Source organism: Burkholderia reimsis, assembly GCF_003294055.1.
Classification (GTDB): domain Bacteria; phylum Pseudomonadota; class Gammaproteobacteria; order Burkholderiales; family Burkholderiaceae; genus Burkholderia; species Burkholderia cepacia.
In genome coordinates, this window is the sequence record NZ_QMFZ01000038.1 from 12,841 (window position 1) to 36,653 (window position 23,813).

At 66.6% G+C, this 23,813-nt stretch carries 26 protein-coding genes; 15 read left to right on the top strand and 11 right to left on the bottom strand.

Annotated elements, in window-relative coordinates:
* Positions 1 to 303 precede the first annotated feature (303 nt).
* The 8 genes from pqqA to DPV79_RS32595 all read left to right on the top strand — a co-directional run bounded on the left by pqqA (position 304) and on the right by DPV79_RS32595 (position 5,629).
* Positions 304 to 378 carry a pyrroloquinoline quinone precursor peptide PqqA gene (gene pqqA / locus DPV79_RS32560; protein WP_006485436.1) on the top strand — a complete coding sequence of 25 codons (75 nt, stop codon included), beginning with the start codon at positions 304 to 306 and terminating at the stop codon, positions 376 to 378.
* A 61-nt stretch (positions 379 to 439) separates the two neighbouring features.
* Positions 440 to 1,363, top strand: coding sequence for a pyrroloquinoline quinone biosynthesis protein PqqB (pqqB, locus tag DPV79_RS32565; RefSeq protein WP_048026388.1), 924 nt, complete (start codon positions 440 to 442; stop codon positions 1,361 to 1,363).
* Between the two features lie 2 nt (positions 1,364 to 1,365).
* Positions 1,366 to 2,085, top strand: a complete 720-nt coding sequence (gene pqqC / locus DPV79_RS32570) for a pyrroloquinoline-quinone synthase PqqC (protein WP_048026390.1) — start codon at positions 1,366 to 1,368, stop codon at positions 2,083 to 2,085.
* Entirely contained in the window at positions 2,082 to 2,363 is a 282-nt protein-coding gene (gene pqqD / locus DPV79_RS32575) for a pyrroloquinoline quinone biosynthesis peptide chaperone PqqD (RefSeq protein WP_021160296.1), read from the top strand. The genes pqqC and pqqD overlap by 4 nt, the downstream gene beginning before the upstream one ends.
* A gap of 1 nt (position 2,364) precedes the next feature.
* Entirely contained in the window at positions 2,365 to 3,504 is a 1,140-nt protein-coding gene (gene pqqE, locus DPV79_RS32580; RefSeq protein WP_113047388.1) for a pyrroloquinoline quinone biosynthesis protein PqqE, read from the top strand.
* Positions 3,505 to 4,104: 600 nt separating this feature from the next.
* Positions 4,105 to 4,452 (top strand): energy transducer TonB, encoded by a 348-nt coding sequence (locus DPV79_RS42870; protein WP_165843604.1) that lies wholly within the window; start codon positions 4,105 to 4,107, stop codon positions 4,450 to 4,452.
* A gap of 14 nt (positions 4,453 to 4,466) precedes the next feature.
* Positions 4,467 to 5,210, top strand: coding sequence for a MotA/TolQ/ExbB proton channel family protein (locus tag DPV79_RS32590; protein ID WP_113047390.1), 744 nt, complete (start codon positions 4,467 to 4,469; stop codon positions 5,208 to 5,210).
* Positions 5,207 to 5,629, top strand: a complete 423-nt coding sequence (locus DPV79_RS32595) for an ExbD/TolR family protein (protein ID WP_113047391.1) — start codon at positions 5,207 to 5,209, stop codon at positions 5,627 to 5,629. Before DPV79_RS32590 ends, DPV79_RS32595 begins: the two co-directional genes overlap by 4 nt.
* A 69-nt stretch (positions 5,630 to 5,698) precedes the next feature.
* Here DPV79_RS32595 and DPV79_RS32600 read toward each other — a convergent pair whose 3' ends face one another.
* Both DPV79_RS32600 and DPV79_RS32605 read right to left on the bottom strand, forming a co-directional pair.
* The gene (locus DPV79_RS32600) at positions 5,699 to 7,627 is read right to left on the bottom strand and encodes a S53 family peptidase (protein ID WP_113047410.1); all 1,929 of its coding nucleotides are present in this window, start codon (positions 7,625 to 7,627) and stop codon (positions 5,699 to 5,701) included.
* Positions 7,628 to 8,678: 1,051 nt separating this feature from the next.
* Complete coding sequence (locus DPV79_RS32605; protein WP_021160302.1) at positions 8,679 to 9,017, bottom strand: helix-turn-helix domain-containing protein; 339 nt, start codon at positions 9,015 to 9,017, stop codon at positions 8,679 to 8,681.
* A 78-nt stretch (positions 9,018 to 9,095) separates the two neighbouring features.
* Between DPV79_RS32605 and DPV79_RS32610 the strand changes: the two genes are divergently transcribed.
* On the top strand, positions 9,096 to 9,995 hold the full coding sequence (locus DPV79_RS32610) for a hypothetical protein (RefSeq protein ID WP_059620307.1): 900 nt from the start codon (positions 9,096 to 9,098) through the stop codon (positions 9,993 to 9,995).
* Positions 9,996 to 10,202: 207 nt separating this feature from the next.
* A complete protein-coding gene (locus DPV79_RS32615; protein ID WP_021160304.1) occupies positions 10,203 to 10,436 on the top strand; it encodes a hypothetical protein in 234 nt (77 codons plus the stop codon).
* 94 nt (positions 10,437 to 10,530) lie between these two features.
* Here DPV79_RS32615 and DPV79_RS32620 read toward each other — a convergent pair whose 3' ends face one another.
* The 5 genes from DPV79_RS32620 to DPV79_RS32640 all read right to left on the bottom strand — a co-directional run bounded on the left by DPV79_RS32620 (position 10,531) and on the right by DPV79_RS32640 (position 14,324).
* Complete coding sequence (locus DPV79_RS32620; protein WP_425267369.1) at positions 10,531 to 10,842, bottom strand: aldo-keto reductase family protein; 312 nt, start codon at positions 10,840 to 10,842, stop codon at positions 10,531 to 10,533.
* A 68-nt stretch (positions 10,843 to 10,910) separates the two neighbouring features.
* A complete protein-coding gene (locus tag DPV79_RS32625) occupies positions 10,911 to 11,789 on the bottom strand; it encodes an alpha/beta hydrolase (RefSeq protein WP_059552768.1) in 879 nt (292 codons plus the stop codon).
* Positions 11,790 to 11,868: 79 nt separating this feature from the next.
* Complete coding sequence (locus DPV79_RS32630; RefSeq protein ID WP_113047392.1) at positions 11,869 to 12,663, bottom strand: alpha/beta fold hydrolase; 795 nt, start codon at positions 12,661 to 12,663, stop codon at positions 11,869 to 11,871.
* Complete coding sequence (locus DPV79_RS32635; protein WP_021160308.1) at positions 12,660 to 13,466, bottom strand: DinB family protein; 807 nt, start codon at positions 13,464 to 13,466, stop codon at positions 12,660 to 12,662. Before DPV79_RS32635 ends, DPV79_RS32630 begins: the two co-directional genes overlap by 4 nt.
* An 87-nt stretch (positions 13,467 to 13,553) precedes the next feature.
* Positions 13,554 to 14,324 (bottom strand): alpha/beta hydrolase, encoded by a 771-nt coding sequence (locus DPV79_RS32640; RefSeq protein WP_042975586.1) that lies wholly within the window; start codon positions 14,322 to 14,324, stop codon positions 13,554 to 13,556.
* Positions 14,325 to 14,506: 182 nt separating this feature from the next.
* Between DPV79_RS32640 and DPV79_RS32645 the strand changes: the two genes are divergently transcribed.
* Complete coding sequence (locus DPV79_RS32645; protein ID WP_113047393.1) at positions 14,507 to 15,103, top strand: TetR/AcrR family transcriptional regulator; 597 nt, start codon at positions 14,507 to 14,509, stop codon at positions 15,101 to 15,103.
* A gap of 66 nt (positions 15,104 to 15,169) precedes the next feature.
* Here the strand turns inward: DPV79_RS32645 and DPV79_RS32650 are convergent, their stop codons facing one another.
* Complete coding sequence (locus tag DPV79_RS32650) at positions 15,170 to 15,601, bottom strand: YciI family protein (protein WP_113047394.1); 432 nt, start codon at positions 15,599 to 15,601, stop codon at positions 15,170 to 15,172.
* Positions 15,602 to 15,809: 208 nt separating this feature from the next.
* On the opposite strand from DPV79_RS32650, the gene DPV79_RS32655 reads away from it, so the two are divergent.
* Positions 15,810 to 16,040: a hypothetical protein gene (locus DPV79_RS32655; protein WP_021160313.1), complete on the top strand. Its 231-nt coding sequence runs from the start codon at positions 15,810 to 15,812 to the stop codon at positions 16,038 to 16,040.
* A 199-nt stretch (positions 16,041 to 16,239) separates the two neighbouring features.
* Here the strand turns inward: DPV79_RS32655 and DPV79_RS32660 are convergent, their stop codons facing one another.
* The 3 genes from DPV79_RS32660 to DPV79_RS32670 form a co-directional block, all read right to left on the bottom strand.
* Complete coding sequence (locus DPV79_RS32660) at positions 16,240 to 17,661, bottom strand: MFS transporter (RefSeq protein ID WP_021160315.1); 1,422 nt, start codon at positions 17,659 to 17,661, stop codon at positions 16,240 to 16,242.
* Between the two features lie 160 nt (positions 17,662 to 17,821).
* Positions 17,822 to 18,583 (bottom strand): ABC transporter permease, encoded by a 762-nt coding sequence (locus DPV79_RS32665; RefSeq protein ID WP_021160316.1) that lies wholly within the window; start codon positions 18,581 to 18,583, stop codon positions 17,822 to 17,824.
* A 3-nt stretch (positions 18,584 to 18,586) separates the two neighbouring features.
* Positions 18,587 to 19,534, bottom strand: a complete 948-nt coding sequence (locus tag DPV79_RS32670; protein WP_021160317.1) for an ABC transporter ATP-binding protein — start codon at positions 19,532 to 19,534, stop codon at positions 18,587 to 18,589.
* Between the two features lie 434 nt (positions 19,535 to 19,968).
* On the opposite strand from DPV79_RS32670, the gene DPV79_RS32680 reads away from it, so the two are divergent.
* The 3 genes from DPV79_RS32680 (at position 19,969) to DPV79_RS32690 (ending at position 23,803) form a co-directional block, all read left to right on the top strand.
* Positions 19,969 to 20,265: a cupin domain-containing protein gene (locus tag DPV79_RS32680; protein WP_021160319.1), complete on the top strand. Its 297-nt coding sequence runs from the start codon at positions 19,969 to 19,971 to the stop codon at positions 20,263 to 20,265.
* 617 nt (positions 20,266 to 20,882) lie between these two features.
* The gene (locus tag DPV79_RS32685) at positions 20,883 to 22,478 is read left to right on the top strand and encodes a DUF2957 domain-containing protein (RefSeq protein ID WP_113047411.1); all 1,596 of its coding nucleotides are present in this window, start codon (positions 20,883 to 20,885) and stop codon (positions 22,476 to 22,478) included.
* Between the two features lie 71 nt (positions 22,479 to 22,549).
* Positions 22,550 to 23,803, top strand: coding sequence for a DUF2957 domain-containing protein (locus tag DPV79_RS32690; RefSeq protein ID WP_113047395.1), 1,254 nt, complete (start codon positions 22,550 to 22,552; stop codon positions 23,801 to 23,803).
* The last annotated feature ends 10 nt before the right edge of the window (positions 23,804 to 23,813 follow it).

The following is a 23,813-nucleotide window of genomic DNA, read 5'->3' on the forward strand; positions in this document are numbered from 1 at the left end:
CGGGTTCACGGCCGCGCGGCCTGTCACAGCCGGTGTGTCAAGTTGCAACACCGGTGTTCAACGATTCAACACCTGTCACCGCCCACGCGCATCGTGCGGCCGTGACGCCGAACCGCATTCGTGCCAATCGCGTAGGCAAATCGTAAGGATTCCGTCCCGATGCCCGGGCGACCGCCGCGTATCGCTGTCGGGCCGTCGAAGTGCGGCCTCGGCACGCTCCTTGCTGAATAGGAACCGACCGCTCGATTGCCGCGGTTGTACGACTCACCGACGCAACTCATCAACTCAATCAGGAGACACATCATGCAGTGGACCACCCCGTCTTACACCGACCTGCGTTTCGGCTTCGAAATCACGATGTACATCGCCAACCGCTGATCGCCGAGCGTGCCGCCCGTCTTGCCGTGATCGGCGCGGGCGGCGTCGGGAGCTGACGCCCATGAAGATCAAGATACTCGGCTCGGGAGCCGGCGGCGGCCTGCCGCAATGGAACTGCAATTGCGCGAACTGTCGCCGCGCACGCAGCGGAAGCGGCCACGTGCTGCCTCGCACACAGTCGTCGATCGCGGTCAGCGACGACGGCATCGACTGGGTCCTCGTCAACGCGTCGCCCGACATCCTTTCCCAGTTGCGCGCGGATCCGGAGCTGCAGCCGGCACGCGCGATTCGCGACAGCGGCATCGCCGCCGTCGTGCTGTGCGACGCGCAGATCGATCACGTGACGGGCCTGCTGATGCTGCGCGAGCGTTCGACGCCGCTGCCGCTCTACGCGAGCGCGCCGGTGCTCGACGACCTGTCGACCGGCTTGCCGCTCGTGCCGCTGCTCGGCCATTACTGCGGCGTCGCCGCGCACACGATCGTGCTCGGCGAGCCATTCACGGTGCCGGCGGCAAGCGGGGTCCGCTTTACCGCGATTCCCGTCGACAGCAAGGCGCCGCCTTATTCGCCACGGCGTGCGTCGGCCGCGCCCGGCGACAACATCGCGCTGTCGATCGAGGATGTCGCGAGCGGCCGGCGCGCGTTCTATGCGCCGGGGCTCGCGGCCGTCACCGACGACGTGCGCGCGGCGATGGACGGCGCCGATCTCGTGCTGGTGGACGGCACGTTCTGGAGCGGCACCGAGATGATCGACCTCGGCCTGTCGGGCAAGCACGCGGCCGACATGGGGCATCTCGCGCAATGCGCGGAGCACGGGCGGCCCGGCATGATCGACTGGCTCGACACGCTGCCCGCGCACACGCGCAAGGTGCTCACGCACATCAACAACACGAATCCGATTCTCGATCCGCATTCCGTCGAGCACGCGCACCTGCGCGCGCATGGCATCGACGTCGCGCACGACGGCATGCAATTCCAGGTCTGACCATGAACGCACCGATTCCCGCTACGGCATTGCATCCGACGCCCTGGAGCGCGACCGAATTCGAGGCGCGCCTGCGCGCGCTCGAATCGCGCTATCACATCCATCACCCGTTCAACCGCCGGCTCAACAGCGGTGCCTGTTCGCCCACGCAGATCCGCGGCTGGGTCGCGAACCGCTTCTACTACCAGATCAACATCCCGCTCAAGGATGCGGCGATCCTGTCGAACTGCCCCGACCGCGACACGCGGCGCCGCTGGATCCAGCGGCTGATCGACCACGACGGGCAGGGCGACAACGAAGGCGGCATCGAGGCATGGGTGCGCCTCGGCGAGGCATGCGGTCTGACGCGAGACGAACTGTGGTCGCTCGAACACGTGCTGCCCGGCGTGCGTTTCGCGGTGGACGCGTATGTGAATTTCGCGCGGCGCGCGCCATGGCAGGAAGCCGTGTGCTCGTCGCTGACCGAGATGTTCGCGCCGCAGATCCATCTCGACCGGCTCGCGGGCTGGCCGTCGCATTACCCGTGGATCGAGCCGGACGGGCTGCATTACTTCCGCAGCCGCGTGCCGCTTGCGCAGCGCGACGTCGAGCACGGGCTTGCGGTCACGCTGCAGCACTTCACGACGCCGGATGCGCAGCAGCGTGCGCTCGGCATCCTGCAATTCAAGCTCGACATCCTGTGGTCGATGCTCGACGCCGTCGAAAAGGCCTACCCGCTATGAACGCGATCGAAGCTGCCAGCGGCGTGCCGCTGCGCCCCTGCCTCAGGGGCATGTACCGCCTGCAATGGGAGGCGGCCCAGGATGCATACGTGCTCCTCTACCCGGAAGGAATGGTCAAACTGAACCCGAGTGCCGGCGAGATCCTCGCGCGTTGCGACGGCACGCGCGAGCTGGACGACATCATCGGCGAACTCGAGCGCCTGTTCAGCCAGTCGGACCTCGCGACCGACGTGTACCGTTTCCTCGATCATGCGCGACTGCGCGGCTGGCTCGACTGACATGACGCCCGACACTCCCCGTCCGTCCGCGCCGCTGTGGCTGCTCGCGGAACTGACGTACCGTTGCCCGCTGCACTGCGCGTTCTGCTACAACCCGGTCGATTTCGCGACGCACGGCGCGGAACTCGACACCGACACGTGGCGCACGGTCATCAGCGATGCGCGCGCGCTCGGCGCCGCGCAGATCGGTTTCTCGGGCGGCGAGCCGCTGCAGCGCGACGACCTCGAGACGCTCGTCGCGCATGCGCGCGGGCTCGGCTTCTATACGAACCTGATCACGTCGGGCGTCGGGCTGAACGTCACGCGCATCGAGCGGCTCAAGGCGGCCGGGCTCGACCATATCCAGTTGTCGCTGCAGGATTCGACGCGCGAGCTGAACGATTTCCTGACGAGCACGCGCACGTTCGAGCTGAAGCGCGGTGTCGCGCGGCTGATCAAGGCGCACGGCTACCCGATGGTGCTCAACTGCGTGCTGCATCGTTACAACCTGCCGCACGTCGGACAGATCATCGAGATGGCGCTCGACCTTGGCGCCGATTACCTCGAGCTCGCGAACACGCAGTACTACGGCTGGGCGATGGTGAACCGCGACCAGCTGATGCCGACCGTCGAGCAGGTGCGCGAGGCGGAGGAAACGGTCAACCGCTATCGCAAGCTGATCGGCGAGCGTTGCAAGATCCTGTTCGTCGTGCCCGACTATTTCGAGCGTCGCCCGAAAGCGTGCATGAACGGCTGGGGTTCGGTGTTTCTCGGCGTCGCGCCGGACGGCACCGCGCTGCCGTGTCATGCCGCGCGGTCGCTGCCGGGGCTCGCGCTGCCGAACGTGCGCGACCGGTCGCTGAAGGAAATCTGGTACGACAGCGACGCATTCAACGCGTATCGCGGCGAGGACTGGATGCGCGAGCCTTGCCGTACGTGCGACGAGCGGCATGTCGATCACGGCGGCTGCCGGTGCCAGGCGTACCAGTTGGCCGGCGACCCGGCGCAGCCCGATCCGGTGTGCGAGAAGTCCGCGCATCACGGCCGGGTCGAGCAGGCCGTGCAATTCGCGCGGCGACCCGCGCCGCGCGACGAACGACCGCTGGTGTTCCGCAGCAAGGAGAATTCGCTCGCGCAATGTGGAGCGGCCTGCGACTGCTGACACGGCAACGGCGACGGCAACGGCCGCGCGGCTAACAAGGCAAGGCAACGCGATGGAAGACGGATCGATAGATATGCACTCCTCTTCATGTCGGCGATGTGGCGCGCATGTACGAGGATGGGTGAACGCGGGAAGGCGGGGGCGATGAGCACCGCTGCCTTCGGCGCGCGGCAGGCGACCGGCGTGCGTGGTGCCGCTGGCGATCGGGCACGCCATCGCGGAATTTGCGTCGCGTCGGTTTTCGCAGTCGTATGCGCTCTGCATGCCGCCCTGTTCGTACTGCTTGCACATCAGCAGATCGTACGACGCGAACCACTGCAACGGCAGGTGATGGTGGCGACGCTGATCGCGGCGATGCCGGAGGCGTCGACGATGGCGGCTGCGAAGGCGAAGCCGGTTGCCGCGTCGCGCGCGGTGCAGGAGGCTACGTCTGCGCCCCGATCATCTGCGGGCAGTGCGTTGCGGACGAACCGGCAGGTCGCGTCCGGCCGTACCCGCCCGCCGGCGCATGACGCGCCTGTGCCGGCTCCGGCACGGCCAGGTCCGTCCTCGCCGGCCGTGGCGCAACGCGATACGCCGCCAGACGATGCGGCCGCACGGATGCCGACGCAGACGCAGACCCCGACCCCGACTCAACCCGAATCCCGAACGTCTTCCGTATCTGCGCCGCCGCGCTTCGTCGCGCATCCCGACTGCACGCTGGTCAAACCCGACTACCCGCCGCAGTCGCTGCGGCTGGGCGAGCACGGCACCGTGCTCGTCGAACTGGAGACCGATGCGGCGGGGCAGATCGTCGCCGCGCGTGTCGTGACCGGCAGCGGTTATCCGCGTCTCGACGCGGCGGCGCGTGAAGCCGTACTGGCGAGCCGCTGCGCGCCGCATGTGTTCAACGGCGCGCCGGTGCCGACGCGGGCACGCGCGCCGATCGCGTTCAACCTCGACGACTGACAGGACACTTCATCATGACAATCTACGGAATCGAGCACGTATGGACGCAGGGCGACCCGATGACGCGCGCGGTCGCGCTGTTGCTCGTCGCGATGTCGATCGCATCGTGGACGGTGATCGTGATCAAGGCGATCGAACTCGTCGGCATCCGGCGCCGCGCGGTGCGCGCGGAAGCGCGCTTTCGGGGCGCCGGCGGCGCGGCCGGCGCGATGCACGCGCTCGGGGGGCAGGACAGGCCGTTCGTCGATCTCGTTCGCGCGGGCCAGGCGGCGATCGCGCATCACGAAGCGAGCAGGCACCGGCTGCACGACCGGATCGACGCGAGCGACTGGTTGTCGCGCAGCCTGAAGACGTCGGTGGACGAATCGGTGGCGCGGATGCAGCGCGGGCTCGGCGTGCTCGCATCGATCGGCAGCACCGCACCGTTCGTCGGACTGCTGGGCACCGTCTGGGGGATCTATCACGCGCTGCTGTCGCTCGGCGCAACCGGCGAGGCGAGCCTCGACCGGGTAGCGGGGCCGGTCGGCGAGGCGCTCGTGATGACGGCATTCGGACTGTGCGTCGCCATCCCCGCCGTACTCGGCTACAACACGCTGGTGCGGCTGTCGCGCGATATCGTTGCGCGGCTCAACCGCTTCGCGCACGGGCTGCATCTGTTGCTGCTGACCGGCAGCGTGCCCGAGACCGCCGCGCGGCCCGAACCGGCGACCAGGATGCCGGCCGACCTGCAACCTGCCGCCGACGGAGCGCGAGCATGAACGCCGGCCCGGACGACGCGCCCGAAGGAAATGCGCTCGCAGCCGAGATCAACATGACACCGCTGATCGACGTGATGCTCGTGCTGCTGGTGGTGTTCATGGTGACGCTGCCGGTGCTGCATCACGCCGCGCGCGTTGCATTGCCGCAGGCGGCGAGCCCGCGCGAGGATACGAGCGTGCCGCATGTGGATGTCTCGATCGATGCGAGCGGCGGCGTGAGCTGGAACGCGCAGCCGGTGTCCGATACCGGGCTGGCGGCCCGTCTTGCAGCGGCGGCCCGCACCGCGCCTCAACCGGAAGTGCGCCTGTCCGCCGATCGCGCGGCCCGCTACGACAGCGTCGCAAAACTGCTTGCGGCCGCACAGGCGGCCGGTCTCACGAAAGTCGGCTTCGTTACCGCGCCCGCTCGCGGCCAATAGCTCGCGCGGTGTCGCGTTGCATGGACGATGCGATGCGGCACCTTCGCCGCGCCGCATCGCGCCGGGGTCTTACTTCGCCGAACTCGCGCTGACCTTCGCGAAGTCCAGGCTGCCGAAGCCCGTATCGTCGTCCCAGCCGGCCTTCGCGGTATAGCCGTGGCTGCTGTAACCGTTGTTGCCCGAGGTGACGTCGTGGAGCAGCGACGTATTGGTCGGGAAGTTCTGGTAGAACGCCGACGTCGGCAGGCCGAGGCTGTTGTTGTTCGCCGATTCGACCCGCGCCCAGCCGCCGACGAAGATCGGCGAGGCGAGGCTCGTGCCGCCGACGAGCTGGTTGGCCTGCCCGTTGATGACGATGTACGCGCCCGTCGATTGCGCGGCGTCGAACGCCACGTCGGGCACCACGCGTTTCGTCACCGTGCTGCCGAGCGCGGCCGTCTGCCAGCTCGGCGCGGTTTCGAACGCGCTCACGCCGCCGCCCGTCGCCCAGATCCGCACGGCGTTGTCGACCGGGTTGCCGTTGCTGTCGAGATCCGCGTACGCGACGCCTTCGTTCCACACGGTTTCGCCGGCCCACGTCGTGGTGCCGGTGGTCGAGAGCGTCGTGCCGCCGACCGCGACGACATACGGCGAACTCGCGGGCGACGACACGCTGTACTTGGACAGGTTGATCGTCGTCCTGACCGACGTGCCGTTGTACGTGCCGATGTAGCCGGGCGCGCCTTGCGGCGACGTCGACCATTGATAGACGCCCGCGTCGCCGGCCGAGACCGAGAAGACCTGGCCCTGCGCGACGGCCTGCTTGAACACCGCGTCGTCGGCGGCGAGCGAGCCGTCCGAGTTCGCGGCGGTTTCGTCGAGGCCGAGCGACACGTTGATGACGGTCGCCTTGTTGTCGGTCACGGCCTTGTTGTACGCCGCGGTCAGCGTCGCGTCGGTGAGGCCGCTGTCGTTGCTGTCGCCGTTCACCGCCGAGTAGAAGATCAGCTGCTTGACGCCGCCGGACGTGCCGATGATGTCCTGGCTGTCGAGATCCCATTCGCCCGGATCGCCGTCGTCGGCCAGCGTGCCCGATCCGCCCGCGACCACGGCCGTGTTGACGGTCGGCAGGCCGGCATTCTGCGTGAAGGTGTTCAGGTCGGCGATGGTCTGGGTCATGTCGCCCCAGGTGATGATGCCCACCGTGGTGTTGGTCGCGGCGGGCAGGCCGCTCGCATCGTAGATCTTCGCGAAATCGGTCGGCTGGTGGCCGACTTGTTGCGACGCGGCGGCCGCGTTCTTCGCGATCTTGTTCGGCTCGATGGCGGCGGCCGGCGCGAAGCGGTGGAGCAGGCGGTGCGGCACCGCGGCGTTCTGCAGGCCGAGCACCGCATCGACGACCGGGCCGAGCGACGCCGGGATCAACGCGGCCGAATCGTTCGCGAAGACCGGCTTGCCGCGATAGTTGAAGCGCTTGATGCTCGCGTGGAAGCCGTTTTGTGCGTTGGTCGCGTTGCCGTCGGCGGAGACCAGCGTGTTGTTCTCCGACACCGTGACGTTGCTGAAGCCGTTTGCCTTCAGGTGGGCCACGACGGCCGCGACCTGGTCGTCGGTCGGCGCGAAGCGCGCCTTGAACTGCGCGGGCGTCAGGTACTTGCGGTAGTTGGCGCTGCCCGGCTGGTTGACGTCGCGCAGGAACGCGTCGAGCTGGTCGGTGTTGCGGTTCTTCAGCACCACGGTGACATGCAGCGGCTGGCTCAGTTCGAGCGGGGTGACGTGCGTGTCGGTGAGCGCCGGCGTGCCGATGCTGTTGAGCGAGTACGCAGGCTGGGCCTGCGAGGCGGCCGAAGCAGCCGCGGCGGGCGCATTCGACAGCAGGAAAGCGGCGGTGCGGGTCGGCACCCAGCTGGTTGCGGCCTGGGCGGGCAGCGGCGCCAGCGTGGCGGCTACCGCGAGCGGCAGTGCGGCGAGGGCAAAGCGTTGCGAGCGTGTGCGATTGACGTGCTGAGTTCTCTGCATTGTGAGCTCCGAGATTTCGACGAAGAACCGGTGCAGCGCGCGACCCGGATCGCGGGTAGCGGCAGGGCGGCGCATGCAACCTGACGCAAGACCGGACCGACCGGCGTGATTCACGGCGACATAAGCTTTCCTCCCCCTCCCACCATCAAGATCGGAGGCCGGCCCGGGTGTCGGATTCGCGTATCGCGAACGTCGATCCCGCGCACGGCCCGCTGTCGTGCCGGCTCGCGTCACAGCAACGGCGCGCGTGCCGGCCAACTGTTTCCCTTCAATCTGCTGTTGCGGATGCTTTACTGCGTTATCACTTAATTAGGAATCCAATGTATGAAATCCGTATAAGCGGGCAATGCATTGTCGAGCGACGACGTGGTGTGCGTGTTTCGTGTGAGGTGCTGCGGGCGAGATCGAATGTCCCGGTCAGCCGGGAGAGATGTCGACATCGTCCTCTTCCGCCAGAAGCGGAACGGGATGACCGGTGAAGCGGGAGCTGTGTGTTGCGAGCGGGTGCCGCGGCTTACGAATCAGCTACTTGTCGTTTGAAACGTAATAAAAACGGAAGTTGATTGTCGGGCCGTTGATTCCCTGATGCGGATTCGATTTCCCGACGATATTTCTTGCGGGGAAAGATAACAAGAAAGAAAACGACGAGTCAAACTTTTTTTGATTAGGTTTAAAAAGTTTAGATAATCGCTTCTCAGGGTGTTTTTTATAAACGGGAAACGATGATGTAAGTCATTCGTCATCCTTGACGAATAAGGCATTGACGCAATGCAGGCGAAGCGCAGGCGTTGCCGAGAACCGGTGCGGCCGCTGTCCGCTGTCCGTTGTCATTTCGCGGCGGCGTTCCGAAGCCGGATCTCGAGGTTTGCTTGCTGGCGTGTGGCGAGAGAGCACGCGTTCGGCGCAGCGCTCGATTCCCTTCGATCGAAGCCGGGCGGATCGCATGCCTGGTGTTGCACGGCATCTTCTTTTCCTTCTTGCCGGCTTTCCTGCTTTCCGCAGCGGCGGCGCGCGGGTCGCGCGCCATGTGCCGCGCGTCACGGCCCGGCGATCATCCGTCGTCCGCCTTGGCCTGCAATCCCTTCAACCCCTGGATCACGACCAGCAGCGCGCGGCCGTGCTCGTCCGATCCGTCCCACGCGTCGACGATCGCGTCGCGCAACAGGTCGTTGTATTGGCGGCGCGATGGCTCGGTATCGACGCCGTAGAAATTGCATAGCTTATTGAATGGCGCGCTGCGGCGCAGCCGATGCCCGTTCGACAGCCTCAGGCGCGATACGGTCGGCTGGCTGACCCCGGAGAGTCGCGCTATTTCGCTGGACGAGCGTGTATCTGCCAGCAGGCGGCGCAACAGGTCTTGTACGGGAAAATCTTGGTCCGGGGCTTCCATGCGATGCATTATACCTATACAGTTACGGCTGTTGAATGGGCTTGCTGTCACCAGCGAGGCTGTATCCCGAGAAAGTTGATGACACTGAAACACCTCCCACCCACGTTCTGCTGGACCAAGATCGGTACCGAGTCCGGCGAGGAACTGCCGACCGTCGTGCTCCGCAAGGAATGGGAGCGCCGGCTCGGGGGCGGGCGTTTTCTGTGGGGCATCAACCAGCCGCTCGGCAACAGCGCGCAGATCGCCGCGCATCGCACGGGTTCGCTGCTCGCGCTGTTCTCGCCGGTCGCGTCGCGCCCGCGCGCGGGCGAGCGCAAGGACGCGCTGTTGTGGAATGCGTGGATCGACGCGAGCGGGCAGGTGCGGCCGTTGCCGCCGCATACCTTCATCGCGAGCCGCTCGACCTTGCCGTCGGGCCGGCGCCGCGAACAGCACTACGCGCTCGTCTGCGCGTCCTCCACCGCGCTGACGGTCGGCACGCAATTGCGCGTGTTTCCCGATCACCTGCGCAGCGTGAGCACCGGCAAGGCGCTCGGCGCCGCACAGGGCGCGGCCGTGGTCGATTGCGTCGGGCGAGCGAAGGAGCAGACGGGCAAGAGCTATCCGCTCGCGCTGTCGGTCGAGCTCGAGGCACCGTATTTCGTGCGGCTCGCCCAGCCGTGCGTGCTGAAGGCGCGCGATCTCGCGGAAGTGAACAAGGCGACGCGCGCCGGTGATTTCGATCGTTTCGTCGAACTCGTCGCGCGCTTGCGCGGCCGTTCGCCGACGGACGCCGTGCGCGGCGTCACACGCGATCTGTTCGACGTGCCGCCGATCGAAACGGCGGCCGCGTATGTGGCGCCCACGCACGTGGCGCGCTTGCGCAACCGGCCGGCGGCCGAGCATCCGCGCGATCTCACGGGCGACCTGTTCGACCTGTCGCCGGGCGAAGCGGCCGCGTTCGCGGGCCTTGCACATCCGCGCATCGGGCGCGCGTGACGAATCGCGCGCGGCACGTCGCGCAAGAATTTGTTGCAATCTCGCCATAGCGGAGCGGCGAGTGCAGAGGGACAATCGGCTCGAAGCGCGCTGCGCGGCGGCCGATGCGTCGACGATCGACGGGTCGTGGTTCACGCTGCCGACATGCGCACCACGCACACGGGGCGTCGGCGTGCTTCACACTGCAACCCTGAGGGAGAAGTGTCGATGTCGACCCACATCTGTTCGCGGGAAGCCCGGGCCGCGCAACGCTTCGTCGAAGCCACGCGCAACGTCGATCAGGCCTTTCGCGCCGTGCGCGGCGAAAGCGACGACGACGGTTCGTCGGCCGAATACGCGCGCGCGATGTCGCGCCTCGATCGCGCGCTCGCCGAGCTGGCGCGTGCGCAGGAGTTCTTCGATCGCGTGGTCGGCGCCGATACGACTGCGCACGACAGCTGATTCCGCCGCTTCCATGTATCCACGCGTCGAGTGACGCGCGCGCCTCTTCATGCCGGGCAGGGCAGCCCGGCATCTCGTTCGTCCCGTTCAGATTTCAGACCTTGCAGCCTTCGACCGGATAGCCGGGATCGGTATACCCGTGCGTCGATGTGTGCCCGGGCGGCACGAGCGCATCGACGAACCGTTCGTCGTCCGGGCCGGGTTCGAGCGTCAGCATATCGATGTCGCTGTCCCGATGCGCATCGGTGCGCAGCCCTGCGATCGTCGAGCCGACGATGCGGTTCTTCATGACCCATGCGAGCGCGAACGCCACCGAAGTCGCACAGCGCCCGGCCGCTCGCGTGAATCTGCGCTCGCGCGCGACGGCGATGAAGGCGGGGCGGTCCGCCAGGTTGTCGCGCGGCATGGGAGGTGTCGGGTGGTCGATGCCAGTGCAACGTACCACCGGGTTCAGCGGGCCGCGCGGCGTACGCGTCAGCCCGCGCGCGTCATCTCCGGCACAGCCGGTGCGGGATGGTACGCGTAACCGCGATGCTGGAACGAGGTCGCGAAGAACCGCATCTGGTAGCGGATCGCATTCGCCCAGTAATCCCACGTATGACCGCCGGGCCGCTCCGTATAGTCGTGCGGCACGCCGAGCGCGAGCAGGCGTTCGTGCAGCGTGCGGTTCGAGCCGACGAATGAATCGTCGCGGCCGCAATCGATCGCCAGGTCGAGATGGGCGCGCACGAACGCGCGCGCGCTTTCGACGATCACGTTGCGGTTCCAGAATGACGAATGGCGTTCGGGATCGCCGAACACGTGGTCGATGCCCGGCTCGTCCGCGCAGCAGCGCGGATCGACCGCGCCGCTGATGCTGCCGACCGCGCCGAACGTGTCGGGCCGGTCGAGTGCGATGCGCAGTGCGCCGAAGCCGCCCATGCTGAGCCCGGTGATCGCGCGCGCGTGCTGCGTCGCGATCGTACGGAAATGCAGGTCGACGTAGGACACGACTTCATCGCCGATGAAGGTTTCGTAGCGGCTGCCCGAATCGAACGGGCTGTCGATATACCAGCTTTCGTGCCCGCCGTCGGGCATCACGAGGATCACGTGATAGCGGTCGGCGAGCGCGGCGATGTGCGTGTTCGACGTCCAGTCGGTATGGTCGCCGCCCGAGCCGTGCAGCAGATAGACGACCGGATAGCGTTCGTTGCCGCGGTTGTCGCGCGCGTAATCGTCGGGCAGCACGATCGTCGCCTTCAGTGTCTCGCTCATCGCAGCGCTCGGGATCGCGACGACCCGCGCATGAAACGCGAAGGCAGGGCTCGTGACGGCCAGCAGCAGAAGCAGCCAGAAGGTACGTGCCAGGTGCATCGATCGTTGCATGTGTCGACCCAGTCCGGCGCCGGGCGCCGGGAAAACCCTGTTCCGGTGACTCTAGCAACCGCGCCTTTCAACCAAATTTCGGCGAATCATACGGTTTCGACATTTTCCCCGCCTGACGACCGGAGATGCCTGCTGCGCCCAGGATGCGCCCGATTGCATCGCGAAACGCATCCGGCCGCTCGGCCGGAATCAAGTGCCCGCAGCCTGCGATCGTGTCGAAGCCGGCGCAGCGCGCGAGCGCCCAGTCGGGCACGTGCCAGCCCGCGCGCGAGCGTTCGCCGGCGACGAGCCAGACGGGATGACGCTCGAACACCTGCGCGAGCGCCTGCAGGTAGCCGGGTTCGCCTGTGGTCGCGACGACGGAGCGGCCCATCGCGCGCAGCGTCGATGCAGGCTGATGCGCGAGCCAGCGGCGGGCGTCGTCGAGCTGGGCCGGCGACGGCGCGTCGATCGCGCCGCGCAGCCAGCCGGGCGCATCGGCGCGCAGCCCGTCGAGCATCGCATCGGCTTCGTCGGGTGTCATGCGGCCGACCGACGCCGACCAGAACGCATCGTCGAGCGTGAAGTTGCCTTCGACGTTGACGATCCGCCGCACGCGTTCCGGGTGCGCATGCGCGAACAGCATCGCGATCGCGCCACCGACCGAGTGACCGACGACATCGACCGGCTGCGCGCCGAAGTGAGCATCGACGGTTTGGCGCACATGCTCGACCTGGCCGGCAAGCGAGATCGCGTCGAATGGCGCCGCGCGATATGCGCCGTAGCCGAGCAGGTCGGGCGCGAGATGCGGGCCGTTCCATCCGCGCACGTCGAGCGTGCCGATGAAACCGTGAATGAAGACGACGGGCGTGGGCTGGGTCATGGCGCGGGCGGGCAAGGAAGGGGCGGCAATGCGAGTTCGGCGAGCAGTTCGTCGAGTTCGAGCACGTGCGTGCGGTCGTGGTCGAGCAGTTCGCGCACGAGTTCGTCGAGCGACATGCGGCGGATGCCGTCGCGCAGCCCGCAGCGTGCGAGCTGCGCGGGATCGAGCGCGGCGGCGACTGCGCACAGCGCCGCGCGGCCCGTGCGGAACGCCGCGACCGCCGCGTCGAGCGGCTGCGCGAGATAGTCGCGTTGCGCGGCGAGTGCGGTGCCGTCGACGGAGGCGATCACCGGCAGGTCGAGCGTGCGTACGGCGTCGATGCGTTCGGCGAACACCGCGTCGAGATCCCGCAGGTGGCACGCATGCTCGACGAGCGAGAAGCCCGTGCCGTCGGGGCGGCGCGTCCGCAGTGCGGCCGGCACGTGCGCCGCATACGCGGCGAGCCGATCGGGCAGTTGCGCCAGCGCGGCGACGACACCGGCGAACGGCAGCAACTGCGGGTGCGCGCTGAACACCGCGCCGTAACTGAACAGCGTGCCGCCGAGCCGCCCGCGCGCCTGCACGACGTCGTGGCCGTGGCGGCGCATGACGTCCGCGACCATCGCGCCGCAGAACTGGCGGGCCGTCGTGTCGGTTTCGATTTCGGGGAATTTCAGCGCGATCTCGTGCTGGATCGCGCCGATCGCGGCGACGCCCACGCGCGACAGCGCCGCGAATTCGACGTAGCGCTCGGGTTGAGCGATCAGTGCTTCGAGCTGGGCGCCGAGCGCGGTGGTGCGGAAGCGGTCGAAACGGGAATGCATGATGGAAGGCGCTCGCCGGGTAACGTATCAAAACGATACGTTACCCGGCGAGGAGCGTCAACCGGGGAAGTCGGGCGATGCGTTGCATCACTCCTTGCCGGCGCCCCTGGCGGCCTGTTCGATCAGCTTCGCGACTTCGGCCGGATGCGAGATGTAGGCCACGTGGCTCGACTTGAGTTCGATCGTCTTGCTTCCGGCGCGTTGCGTCATGAAGCGTTCGAGCTCGGGGTTGATCGCGCGATCCGCGGAGGCGACCACCGCCCAGCTCGGTTTCGTCCGCCATGCGGCGTGCGTGATGGGTACGCCGAACGACTGCGCGGCCGGCGTGACTTGCGAGATCGCCATGAATTTCGCTTCGGCGGCCGGCACATCGGCCGCGAAGTCGGCGTGGAACGACGCTTCGTCGAAATACAGGTGGCCGTCTTCGGTGGCCTTGATCGCCTTCGTCGCGGGCGGCGTCTTCTTGGTGAGGTCGAGCGGGCTTTCGCCGGTGTCGGGCTGGAACGCGGCCACGTAGACGAGGCCCGCGACCTTGTCGTCGTTGCCGGCTTCGGTGATCACCGCGCCGCCGTAGCTGTGGCCGACGAGGATGCTCGGGCCGTCCTGCGCGTCGACGACACGCCGGGTCGCCTTCACGTCGTCGTCGAACGACGTTTCGGGTTGCTGAACCACCGAAACCTTGTAGCCGTCGCGCGTGAGGATGTTCGAGACGGCTTGCCAGCCCGAACCGTCGGCGAAGTAGCCGTGAACCAGTACGACGTTCTTGACGGGGGCCGCGACGGCCGCATGCGAACCGAGTGCGGCGGCGGACAATGCGAGTGCCGCGGCGATCTGGCGGACTTGGGAAAAACGCTTCATTTTCATTCTCCAGAAGGAAGACAGGGTAGGAAACCGTCGGATATCGACAGCTATCTCGTTCTGTCGATGTGCTCATCCTACTAGTAGGTAGGGTGAGATGCAATGAAAAATCACGGCTGGAAAAGAGTATCTCAGGGCGGTAAACTATCCCTGTTTTTCATCCGACTAGATGGTAGGCAGATATGACGGTAACGGGGGACAGTACGGCGGGCCGCATTATCGAGGCCGGGCGGCAACTGATCATGCGGCGTGGCTACAGCGGGTTCAGTTACGCCGACATCGCCGACGCGATCGACATCCGGAAGGCGAGCATTCACCACCACTTCCCGACGAAGGCGGACCTGGCGGTCGCCGTGCTGCAGCAGTCGCAGGCGAAATTCGATGCCGACATGGCGCTGCTCGACGCGAGCGGCGCCGACGCGCTGGTGCAGATGCGCGCATACATCGGCTACTGGGAACGCTGCATCGCGGACGACAGCGCGCCGTTCTGCGTGGCCGGCATGCTCGGCGCGGAGCTGCCGGCGCTGCCTGACGAAGTCGCGCGGGCCGTAAAGGCGCATTTCGACGACCTTGCCGCATGGCTGGTGCGCGTGCTCGAGGCAGGGGTGAAAGACGGCATCGTGCAGCCGGACGTGTCGGTGCAGACCGAGGCCGCGACGTTCGTGGCGCTGGTCTATGGCGCGATGCTTGCCGCGCGGGCGTACGGCAATGCCGGGCTGTTCCGGGACGTGACCGGCGGGGCGGTCGAGCGGCTCGCGGTGCCGCGCAAACGCGCATGAGCCGCGCACACTCAAAAAACAGGGCGGCGCCCGGCGGTCATGTGAAACCGTCCGGCGCCGCCCGTCTTACGCGTGTTTCGCCGCCTCCGCTTGCGCACTCTGCCGCGCTTTCAGTTCCTGCAACTCGGTCGTGAATGCCGGGCTGAAATCCTCGGCCTCGAACAGCGGGCGGATCTCGATGTCGGAGTCGCCGGGCATCGGGTTCGGGCAGCGCTTCACCCATTCGACCGCTTCTTCCATCGATTTCACCTGCCACAGCCAGAAGCCGGCGACGAGTTCCTTCGTTTCCGCGAACGGGCCGTCGATGACGGTGCGGTTCCTGCCGGCAAAGTGCACGCGCTTGCCGCGCATGCTCGGGTGCAGCCCGTCGGCGGCGAGCAGGATGCCGGCTTTCGCCAGTTCTTCGTTGAACCGGCCCATCGCGGCGATCATTTCGGGGTCGGGCATCCGGCCGGATTCGGAATCGGCGGTGGCCTTGACGATTACGAGGACGCGCATGGTCGTATCTCCTTGAAGGGAATGAGGGGGCGCCGCCGGCCGCGCCGACGGCAAAACGATCGGTTACGACAACACGACGCGCGACGGCGACGCGAATCGACATCGGTTCCGACGAATATTCGGGGATGCACGCGCCGGCGGGCGATGCGGCGGAGCCCTGTGCCAAAACTGGTATGCTGATCCCCACCACGTTCACGCGGAGGGTGCCATGGCTGCTAAGGAAGTGTCGAAGAAGAAGTACCTGAAAATCCTGAACAAACGCTTGCGCGCGGAACCGGAGGCCCCGGCCGGCGCGTCGTTTGTCTTTTTCCCGCTGGGTGCGAAGGCAAAGAACGCGACGGGTGTCGTGTCCGGCGACGCGCGCAGCAAGCGCGAACTGGCGGTGATGGCCGCGGTCCAGCGCAAGGCGGCCGAAGAGTTCGTCGTCGCCGGCGCCTGACCGGAGCCAGCCGGACCGTCGTCGGGTGGCCGCCTCCACGGCGTACGCGGCGACGGCCTCGCAATGCGCGATCGCGCCGGCGAGCACGCGCGGGATGTCGTGTGTGATCGGGCGCGAATCCTGTCAGTTCACGCAGCGGCCGGCATGGCGCTGAACGCCATGCCGGCCGGAAAGCACGCCCGGGTCGTCGACTCGGCGCTCAGGACATCTTGTCGGCCGCTGCCGCATACCGGCCGCCGCCGCCCGCTTCGTCGCCTGCCGCGAGCTGTTCCAGCGCGAGCCCCTTCGTCTCGATACCGAGCGTCCACACTGCAATTGCCGCCGCGACGAACGACAGCGCGCCGAGCGTGAACACGCCGCCCTGGCCGAACACCGGCAGCACGACGCCGACCACATAAGGCCCGATCAGCGAGCCGACGCGCCCGATCGCCGATGCGAAGCCCGACCCCGTCGCACGCGCACCCGTGCCGTACAGCTCGGGCGTGTACGTGTACAGCGCGGCCCACATCCCGAACAGGAAGAACTGCATCGCGAGGCCGGTGACGATCAGCAGCGTCGTGCTGCCGCCGTACAGCGCGCTCTGGCCGTATGCGTATGCCATCGCACCGCCGCCGATCAGCGACGCGATGCAGGTCGGCTTGCGCCCCCAGCGTTCGACGAGCCACGCGGCGCACAGGAAGCCCGGCACGCCGCCGAGCGAGATCAGCACCGTGTAGAACACCGATTTCGTGACCTCGAAACCGGCCTGCTGCAGCAGCGCGCCGAGCCACGACGTGAGGCCATAGAAACCGAGCAGCGCGAAGAACCACAGCAGCCACACCATCACCGTGCGGCGACGATACACGCCGCTCCAGATCTCGCGCAGCGCGCCGTGGCCGCGTGCCACGACCGGTTCCGCAAGCCGCGACGGCGGCGGCAGCGTCGTGACGCCGGCCGAGCGCATCACCTTCGCCTCGATCGTGCGCATCACCGTATCGGCTTCCGTGTGCCGGCCCGCATGCTCGAGCCAGCGCGGCGATTCGGGCACGATCCGGCGCACGACGAGCACGAACACGGCGGGAATCGCGAGCAGCGCGAACACCGTGCGCCAGCCGAACTGCGGCAGCACGAAATACGCGACGATGCCGGCCGTGATGAAGCCGAGCGGCCAGAAGCCGTCCATCAGCGCGATCAGGCGGCCGCGTTTCTCGGTCGGCACGAATTCGGACAGCAATGTTTGCGCGACCGGGAATTCCATCCCCATCCCGATCCCGAGCAGCACGCGGTAGACGATCAGCGCGTCGACGCTCTGCGCGGTCGAGCACAGGTAGGAGGCCGCGCCCCACAGCACCATGCTCCACTGGAATACCGGCCGGCGGCCGAAGCGGTCGGCGAGCAGGCCGGCGACGGCCGCGCCGAGCACCATCCCGAAGAAGCTCGCGCTCGCGACGAGGCCGGCGGCCGCGGTCGACAGGCCGAACTCCTTGCGGATCGAGCCGAGCACAAACGTCATCGTGCCGAGGTCGACCGAGTCGAAGAAGAACGCGATCGCGATGATGAAGAAGATCCGCTTGTGATAGCCGGAGAACGGCAGGCGTTCGAGCCGGGCGGCGGCGGAGGCGGGAGCGGTGGCGGCGGGCATGGCGTCCTCTGAAATGAAAAGGGGCCGCGAAGCGCGTGCTTCGCGGCCCCGATGCTTCGTCTTCAGTAGACGCGACCACAAAATGCCGCATCAGAGGAAAAACGCCGCCTGCTTGCCCAAATGCGTCATCGGCGGCGGCGCGGGGTGCGGCCGCTTTGCATCAGTTCTTCAGCTTGTAGCCGGTGCGGAACATCCACGCGACGATCGCCAGCAGGATCACGAGGAACAGCCCGGTCGCGGCGAGGCTGATCCACACGTGCACGTCGGCGAGCCCGTAGAACGACCAGCGGAAGCCGCTGACCAGGTAGACGATCGGGTTGAACAGCGTGATGACGCGCCACGCGGGCGGCAGCATGTCGACCGAGTAGAAGCTGCCGCCGAGGAACGTGAGCGGCGTGATGATCAGCAGCGGCACGAGCTGCAGCTTCTCGAAGCTGTCGGCCCAGATGCCGATCACGAAGCCGAACAGGCTGAACGTGACCGCCGTCAGCACGAGGAACAGCACCATCCAGAACGGATGCAGGATGTGCAGCGGCACGAACAGGCCGGCCGTGGCGAGGATGATCACGCCGAGCAGGATCGACTTCGACGCGGCCGCGCCCACGTACGCGATCACGATCTCCCAGTACGACACGGGCGCGGAGAGGATCTCGTAGATCGTGCCCGTGAAGCGCGGGAAGTAGATGCCGAACGACGCGTTCGAGATGCTCTGCGACAGCAGCGACAGCATCACGAGCCCCGGCACGATGAACGAGCCGTAGCCGATGCCGTTCACGTCGCTGATGCGCGAGCCGATCGCGGAGCCGAACACGACGAAATACAGCGACGTCGAGATCACCGGCGCGATGATGCTCTGCATCAGCGTGCGGCGCGTGCGGGCCATTTCGGCGCGGTAGATCGCGCGGATTCCATGCAGGTTCATGCGTCAGGCTCCTTGCTGCACGCCGTTGCGGCGGTTGTCGATCAGGCTGACGAAAATGTCCTCGAGCGAGCTCTGCGTCGTATGCAGGTCGCGAAAGCCGATGCCGGCCGAGCCGAGCGCGTTGATCAGCGTCGCGATGCTCGCGTCGTCGCGCTGCGAGTCGTACGTGTAGACGAGCGCTGTGCCGTCGTCCGCGCGTTCGAGGCCGAACGGCGCGAGCGCGGGCGGCACGTCCGCGAGCGGGTGCTCGAGCTGCACGGTGAGCTGCTTCTTGCCGAGCTTGCGCATCAGCTCGCGCTTCTCCTCGACGAGCACGAGCTCGCCGCCGAGGATGATGCCGATCCTGTCGGCCATTTCCTCGGCTTCCTCGATGTAGTGCGTGGTCAGCAGGATCGTCACGCCGCTTTCGCGCAGCGAATCGACGAGCTTCCACATGTCGCGGCGCAGCTCGACGTCGACGCCGGCCGTCGGCTCGTCGAGGAACAGGATGCGCGGCTCGTGCGACAGCGCCTTCGCGATCATCACGCGGCGCTTCATGCCGCCCGACAGCGTCATCAGCTTGTTGTCGCGCTTGTCCCACAGCGACAGCGCCCTCAGCGTCTTCTCGATATGCGCGGGATCGGGCGCCTTGCCGAACAGGCCGCGGCTGAACGACACGGTCGCCCAGACGGTTTCGAAAGCGTCGGTCGTCAGTTCCTGCGGTACGAGGCCGATCATTTCGCGGGCCGCGCGGTAGTGATCGCGGATGTCGTGGCCGCCGACCGTCACGCGGCCCGAGGTCGGCGTGACGATGCCGCAGATCGAGCCGATCAGCGTCGTCTTGCCGGCGCCGTTCGGCCCGAGCAACGCGAAGATCTCGCCGGGGCGGATGTCGAGGGTCACGTGCTTCAGCGCCTGGAAGCCGGACGCGTAAGTCTTGGAGAGGTCGGAGACGGAAAGGATCGGTTGCATGCTCACGGATGGCACGGCCGGCCGGCGCAACGGTGTGCGCCGCGCGTGCCCGGCGCCGCCGCCGCTGCGAAGCGGCCGGGACCGGGGACGGCATGGCGAACGGGCGTCATGTCGAACGGCGTTGTGGTGCGGGATCGCGGGATCGCCATATTAGCAATCGACAGATGGAAATGCATTCTCGTGGAAAGGGCGAGCATTGCCGGTGCCGGATTGGCGCGAATTGACGGCGCATTACCTAATAACGTGGTGATTTATTTGCGGCTTGCGAACAATGAGCGCCATTTTCCGCGAACAGAGAGGCGATCGCGTGTCCGGCCGGATGCGGCGCGGCCGGCTGGCCGACTGTGCCGCCCGAAGCCCGTCGCGCCGTACCGGGACGGCGTGTGCCGCGCTCGCGATAATGCGTTCCTTTCATCGTTTACGGAGCGAAACGCATGTCTTTGATCGATTTCAAATCCGTGGCGGCCGCGCAGGCCGTCGCGTGGAAATCCACGATCGTCGGCGAGGTCGGGCCGGCCAGGATCAAGGTGCTGCGCATGGATGCGCAGGCTTACGAAGCGGAAGTGCACGACTACAACGAGGGGCTGCTGGTGCTCGACGGCCGGATGATGCTCGAGGTCGGCGGCGAGACGGTCGTCGTCGAGGCCGGGCAAATGTACCTGGCGCTTGCCGGCACGCCTCACGCGGTGCTGCCGGGCAGCCACGGCACGCTCGCGATCGTCGACGTATGAGGTTGCGCTGCAGCATGCAGGCGGATCGTCGAGGGCCGGCAGGCAAGGCAGAGCGCGGATCGGCCATGGTTATTCAAACGCGTGTTGCACGGGCCATGTATTTGTCTGAGCAAATAAATTGAAGGCTGTTTGAAAATCTGTCAAATCCCCGGCACGCACTGCGATTGCGCGGTTTCGGCCGTTTGGAACTCTGCATCCATTTACTTGTAGGTATCGTCCGATCATAGTCTCGTCAAACGACGCATCACGATAACGAATCAAGCGTACGGATGGAGACCAATTGATGAGACGCCTATCCGCGGGGCCAGTCGGACTGCCGTTTCCCGTTTTTTCGCTGAACGCAGGCGCGATGCAGGTCGCGTACCTGCGTTGTCATATCGGCGTGTAGCGGCGAACCACATCCCGTTTCGATTGTTCTCACGGCGCCGTGCCGCATGACGGCGCCGCGGGAGAGCGCTTGCCTGCCGCCGCGGCGCGTGCCGCATTTGCCTGACCGGCATCGCGGCGACCTGGCGCACACCGTCATGCGCCGCGCGTTCGTGCGGCGGCGCGATACCAACCGGCGGGCCATGCAGCCTGTCCGGACGAGACTTGTCGTACCTGAAAAGGAGGGGTTGATGATTTGCATTCCTGAATGGCGGAAAGCGATCCTGTCGTGCGCGGTCATCGCTTTGCCGTTCGTCGCCGGTTGCGGCGGCGGCGACGATCCGGGGCCGATCAACGTGCCGCAGTGCTCGGGGAGCGCATGCGGGCCGAGCGGTTCCGTCACGACGCCGCCCGTCGTCACGAAGCTGTGCCCTGACGCGCTCGATTACACGACGACGTACACGGGTGGCGCAGGCAGCGGCGAGTACGTGAAGGTGAAGTTCGACACGACGAAGATGACTTACCAGATGCAGTTCATCGAATCGTCGGTGCCGACATCGGCAGGGCAGGTCAACAACACGCGCGCAGGCCTGACGATCAGCGGCGCGTTCCATCATCCGACCACGCTCCCGACCGCCGAGCAGAACCGCTGTGCGTTCGTGCTCGACAGCGGCGCGACGAGCGACGGCGCGTATTCGGTGACGATCAACCGTGCGGATCCGCCGATGCTGTTCGTCGGCAATGGCGTGGTGGGCGGCGGGATTCCGGGGGCGACGATTGCGTTCGCCGGTATACCGCTGCTCCCGGGCATCACGCTCGGCGTCGTACCGTCGCGCACCTTCGATTTCTATCCGTTCATCGGCTTCACCGACACCGAAACCGACTTCACGAAAGTGGCGGGCAACTACAACGAGGTCGGCATCCATCTGTCGCCGATCGGCGGTGATGGTCAGAGCCCGACCGGGCCGGTCGGCTGGGAGCCCGACGTCGTCAACTGGAATCAGACGTTCAATGCGGACGGTTCGTGTTCTATCACGCAGGGCAGCGACTACTCGTGTCAGACGACCGGGACGCCGTGGGCGCAGCGCAAGAACGCGGACGGATCGGCAGACAATGTATTCGTGAGCAATCCGGTGGGGCAGGGGTATCCGATCGCGGGGCAGGGCTCGACGCTGATCATTGCACCGAGTCAGGCGAAAGGCATCATGATCGTCGGCAGGCTGAACGACGTACTTGTGCCGATCGTGATTCGTGTCGGCTATACGCACGTCGATACGGTCAATCTGTTCGCATCGGTCGCCGATGCCGAAGTCGGCATCTCGATGCTGGCGTCGACGAAAGCGATTGCCGCGAACTCCCTGAAGGGGGGATATATCGGTGCGACCAGCGCATCCGCATGCGGCGTTGTGACATCCAGCGGTCAGGCGAACAAGGTGACGTCGCCGGGGCCGAGCTTCAACCCGAACATGCCGCACCCAGACCTGCCCGGTGTCTTCACCAATAACACCTTCTATTCGGTAGCAGGCAGTTGCGATGACGGCACGGCCGTCTCGACGATGGCCGCGAACTATACGTCCACGCTGTTCCAGGGCAGTACCGCGGCGTTCATCGATCCGCAGACGTCGGGGGTGACCTCGCAGTTCGGGCTCGACTACACGCAGGCGACGCCCGGCAAGATCAAGGTCACGGCCACGCAGGACTTCAACGCGAAGGGCGCGAGCGGCAACGTGGCGATCTTCAAGAAGGGCGACACGGGCTGGCTCGTGACGGCCGGCAATGTCTACGCGATGGTCGTCAACAACAGCCAGGTCAACCCGTTCTTCACGGTCGGCGCGTTCGTCCAGTAACCCTGTATTGAACACGTAACACCGGCGGCGCATGCGTCGCCGCCGGCGAATCGAATTTCAAGAGGATTCCTATGAATTTGAAGCAATGGATGGCCGCGGCATCGCTCGCGCCCGTGCTGGCTGCGTGCGGCGGAGACGGCGACCCGCCGCCCGCGCCGGTGGTCCGGCTGTGCCCGCAGACGATCGACTACAACACGGTGTTCATCGGCGGCTCGGGATCGGGCGAACTGGTGAAGGTGCAGCTCGACACGACGAAGATGACGTACCGGATGACCTATCTCGCGTCGCCGGCGCCGACCACGACGGGCACCGTGCAGCCGACGCGCGATACTGCGCCCGCCAATGTGGTCGACGGCACGCTGGCCGACGAGACGGGGCTGCCGACGGTGAAGCTGAACCAGTGCACGTTCCGGATGCAGAACGCGAGCCTAGACCCGAGCCGGCCCGCGCGGCTGTTCCTCGGCGAAGGCGTGCTGGGCGGCGCGATCCCCGGCGCGACGATCCAGTTCGACGGCGTGATCGGCGTCGGCAAGATCCCGAAGACGACGTTCCCGTACTACCCGTTCATCAGCTTCTCGTCGCTGGAAACCGACCTGACGAAGATCGCCGGCAAGTACAACCAGCTCGGCTACCACCAGGTGCCGTCGCAAAGCTTCCAGCCGGTGGCGCTCGACCAGCAGGTGACGATCAACGCTGACGGCAGCTACGTCGAGACCGACAACTTCGGCAAGAAGAACGGCGGGCAGCCGCTCGCGTCGAGCGCGACCGTGAACCAGCCGTTCACGCTGCGTCCGGATGCGCCGGCGTTCCAGTCGCTCAATTACCTGCCGCAGATTCCGCCGACGCTCGCGGCGGTCGATCCCGCGAAGGCCGGCAAGGGGATCCTGATCGTCGGCAAGCTGCGCAACCAGCTCGTGCCGATCTTCATCCGCACCGGCGCGGCGAATGCGGACCTGACGCAGGGCTCGCCGAGCGCGGACGACGAATCGGGCATCTCGTTCCTGAGCCCGCAGACGGCGATCACGCAAGGCTCGCAGAACGGCGAGTACACGGGTGTCGACAGCGCGTTCAACTACCGCGCGACCGCGCTCGTCGGCGCGCAGGCCACGCTGCTCGATCCGTTCAACGCGTCGCAGGCCGCGCTCACGCGTGCACTGAACCTCGATTTCACGCAGAAGGTGCCGGGTGTCGTCACGACCGTGCATGCGGATGCGGCGTCGGGGCCCGCGACCGGCAAGTTCGTGTTCACCGGCGGCGTGTTCGGGTTCCTCGACATGAACGATACGAGCAATCCGTATTTCACGGTCGGCGCCTTCGTGCAGTGACGCAAGCCCG

Excerpts from the sequence above, each read along its gene's own strand:
- pqqB (WP_048026388.1), top strand. The coding sequence starts at position 440 with ATGAAGATCAAGATACTCGGCTCGGGAGCCGGCGGCGGCCTGCCGCAA.
- pqqC (WP_048026390.1), top strand. The coding sequence starts at position 1,366 with ATGAACGCACCGATTCCCGCTACGGCATTGCATCCGACGCCCTGGAGC.
- pqqD (WP_021160296.1), top strand. The coding sequence starts at position 2,082 with ATGAACGCGATCGAAGCTGCCAGCGGCGTGCCGCTGCGCCCCTGCCTC.
- pqqE (WP_113047388.1), top strand. The coding sequence starts at position 2,365 with ATGACGCCCGACACTCCCCGTCCGTCCGCGCCGCTGTGGCTGCTCGCG.
- DPV79_RS42870 (WP_165843604.1), top strand. The coding sequence starts at position 4,105 with ATGCCGACGCAGACGCAGACCCCGACCCCGACTCAACCCGAATCCCGA.
- DPV79_RS32590 (WP_113047390.1), top strand. The coding sequence starts at position 4,467 with ATGACAATCTACGGAATCGAGCACGTATGGACGCAGGGCGACCCGATG.
- DPV79_RS32595 (WP_113047391.1), top strand. The coding sequence starts at position 5,207 with ATGAACGCCGGCCCGGACGACGCGCCCGAAGGAAATGCGCTCGCAGCC.
- DPV79_RS32600 (WP_113047410.1), bottom strand. The coding sequence starts at position 7,627 with ATGCAGAGAACTCAGCACGTCAATCGCACACGCTCGCAACGCTTTGCC.
- DPV79_RS32605 (WP_021160302.1), bottom strand. The coding sequence starts at position 9,017 with ATGGAAGCCCCGGACCAAGATTTTCCCGTACAAGACCTGTTGCGCCGC.
- DPV79_RS32610 (WP_059620307.1), top strand. The coding sequence starts at position 9,096 with ATGACACTGAAACACCTCCCACCCACGTTCTGCTGGACCAAGATCGGT.
- DPV79_RS32615 (WP_021160304.1), top strand. The coding sequence starts at position 10,203 with ATGTCGACCCACATCTGTTCGCGGGAAGCCCGGGCCGCGCAACGCTTC.
- DPV79_RS32620 (WP_425267369.1), bottom strand. The coding sequence starts at position 10,842 with ATGCCGCGCGACAACCTGGCGGACCGCCCCGCCTTCATCGCCGTCGCG.
- DPV79_RS32625 (WP_059552768.1), bottom strand. The coding sequence starts at position 11,789 with ATGCACCTGGCACGTACCTTCTGGCTGCTTCTGCTGCTGGCCGTCACG.
- DPV79_RS32630 (WP_113047392.1), bottom strand. The coding sequence starts at position 12,663 with ATGACCCAGCCCACGCCCGTCGTCTTCATTCACGGTTTCATCGGCACG.
- DPV79_RS32635 (WP_021160308.1), bottom strand. The coding sequence starts at position 13,466 with ATGCATTCCCGTTTCGACCGCTTCCGCACCACCGCGCTCGGCGCCCAG.
- DPV79_RS32640 (WP_042975586.1), bottom strand. The coding sequence starts at position 14,324 with ATGAAGCGTTTTTCCCAAGTCCGCCAGATCGCCGCGGCACTCGCATTG.
- DPV79_RS32645 (WP_113047393.1), top strand. The coding sequence starts at position 14,507 with ATGACGGTAACGGGGGACAGTACGGCGGGCCGCATTATCGAGGCCGGG.
- DPV79_RS32650 (WP_113047394.1), bottom strand. The coding sequence starts at position 15,601 with ATGCGCGTCCTCGTAATCGTCAAGGCCACCGCCGATTCCGAATCCGGC.
- DPV79_RS32655 (WP_021160313.1), top strand. The coding sequence starts at position 15,810 with ATGGCTGCTAAGGAAGTGTCGAAGAAGAAGTACCTGAAAATCCTGAAC.
- DPV79_RS32660 (WP_021160315.1), bottom strand. The coding sequence starts at position 17,661 with ATGCCCGCCGCCACCGCTCCCGCCTCCGCCGCCGCCCGGCTCGAACGC.
- DPV79_RS32665 (WP_021160316.1), bottom strand. The coding sequence starts at position 18,583 with ATGAACCTGCATGGAATCCGCGCGATCTACCGCGCCGAAATGGCCCGC.
- DPV79_RS32670 (WP_021160317.1), bottom strand. The coding sequence starts at position 19,534 with ATGCAACCGATCCTTTCCGTCTCCGACCTCTCCAAGACTTACGCGTCC.
- DPV79_RS32680 (WP_021160319.1), top strand. The coding sequence starts at position 19,969 with ATGTCTTTGATCGATTTCAAATCCGTGGCGGCCGCGCAGGCCGTCGCG.
- DPV79_RS32685 (WP_113047411.1), top strand. The coding sequence starts at position 20,883 with ATGATTTGCATTCCTGAATGGCGGAAAGCGATCCTGTCGTGCGCGGTC.
- DPV79_RS32690 (WP_113047395.1), top strand. The coding sequence starts at position 22,550 with ATGAATTTGAAGCAATGGATGGCCGCGGCATCGCTCGCGCCCGTGCTG.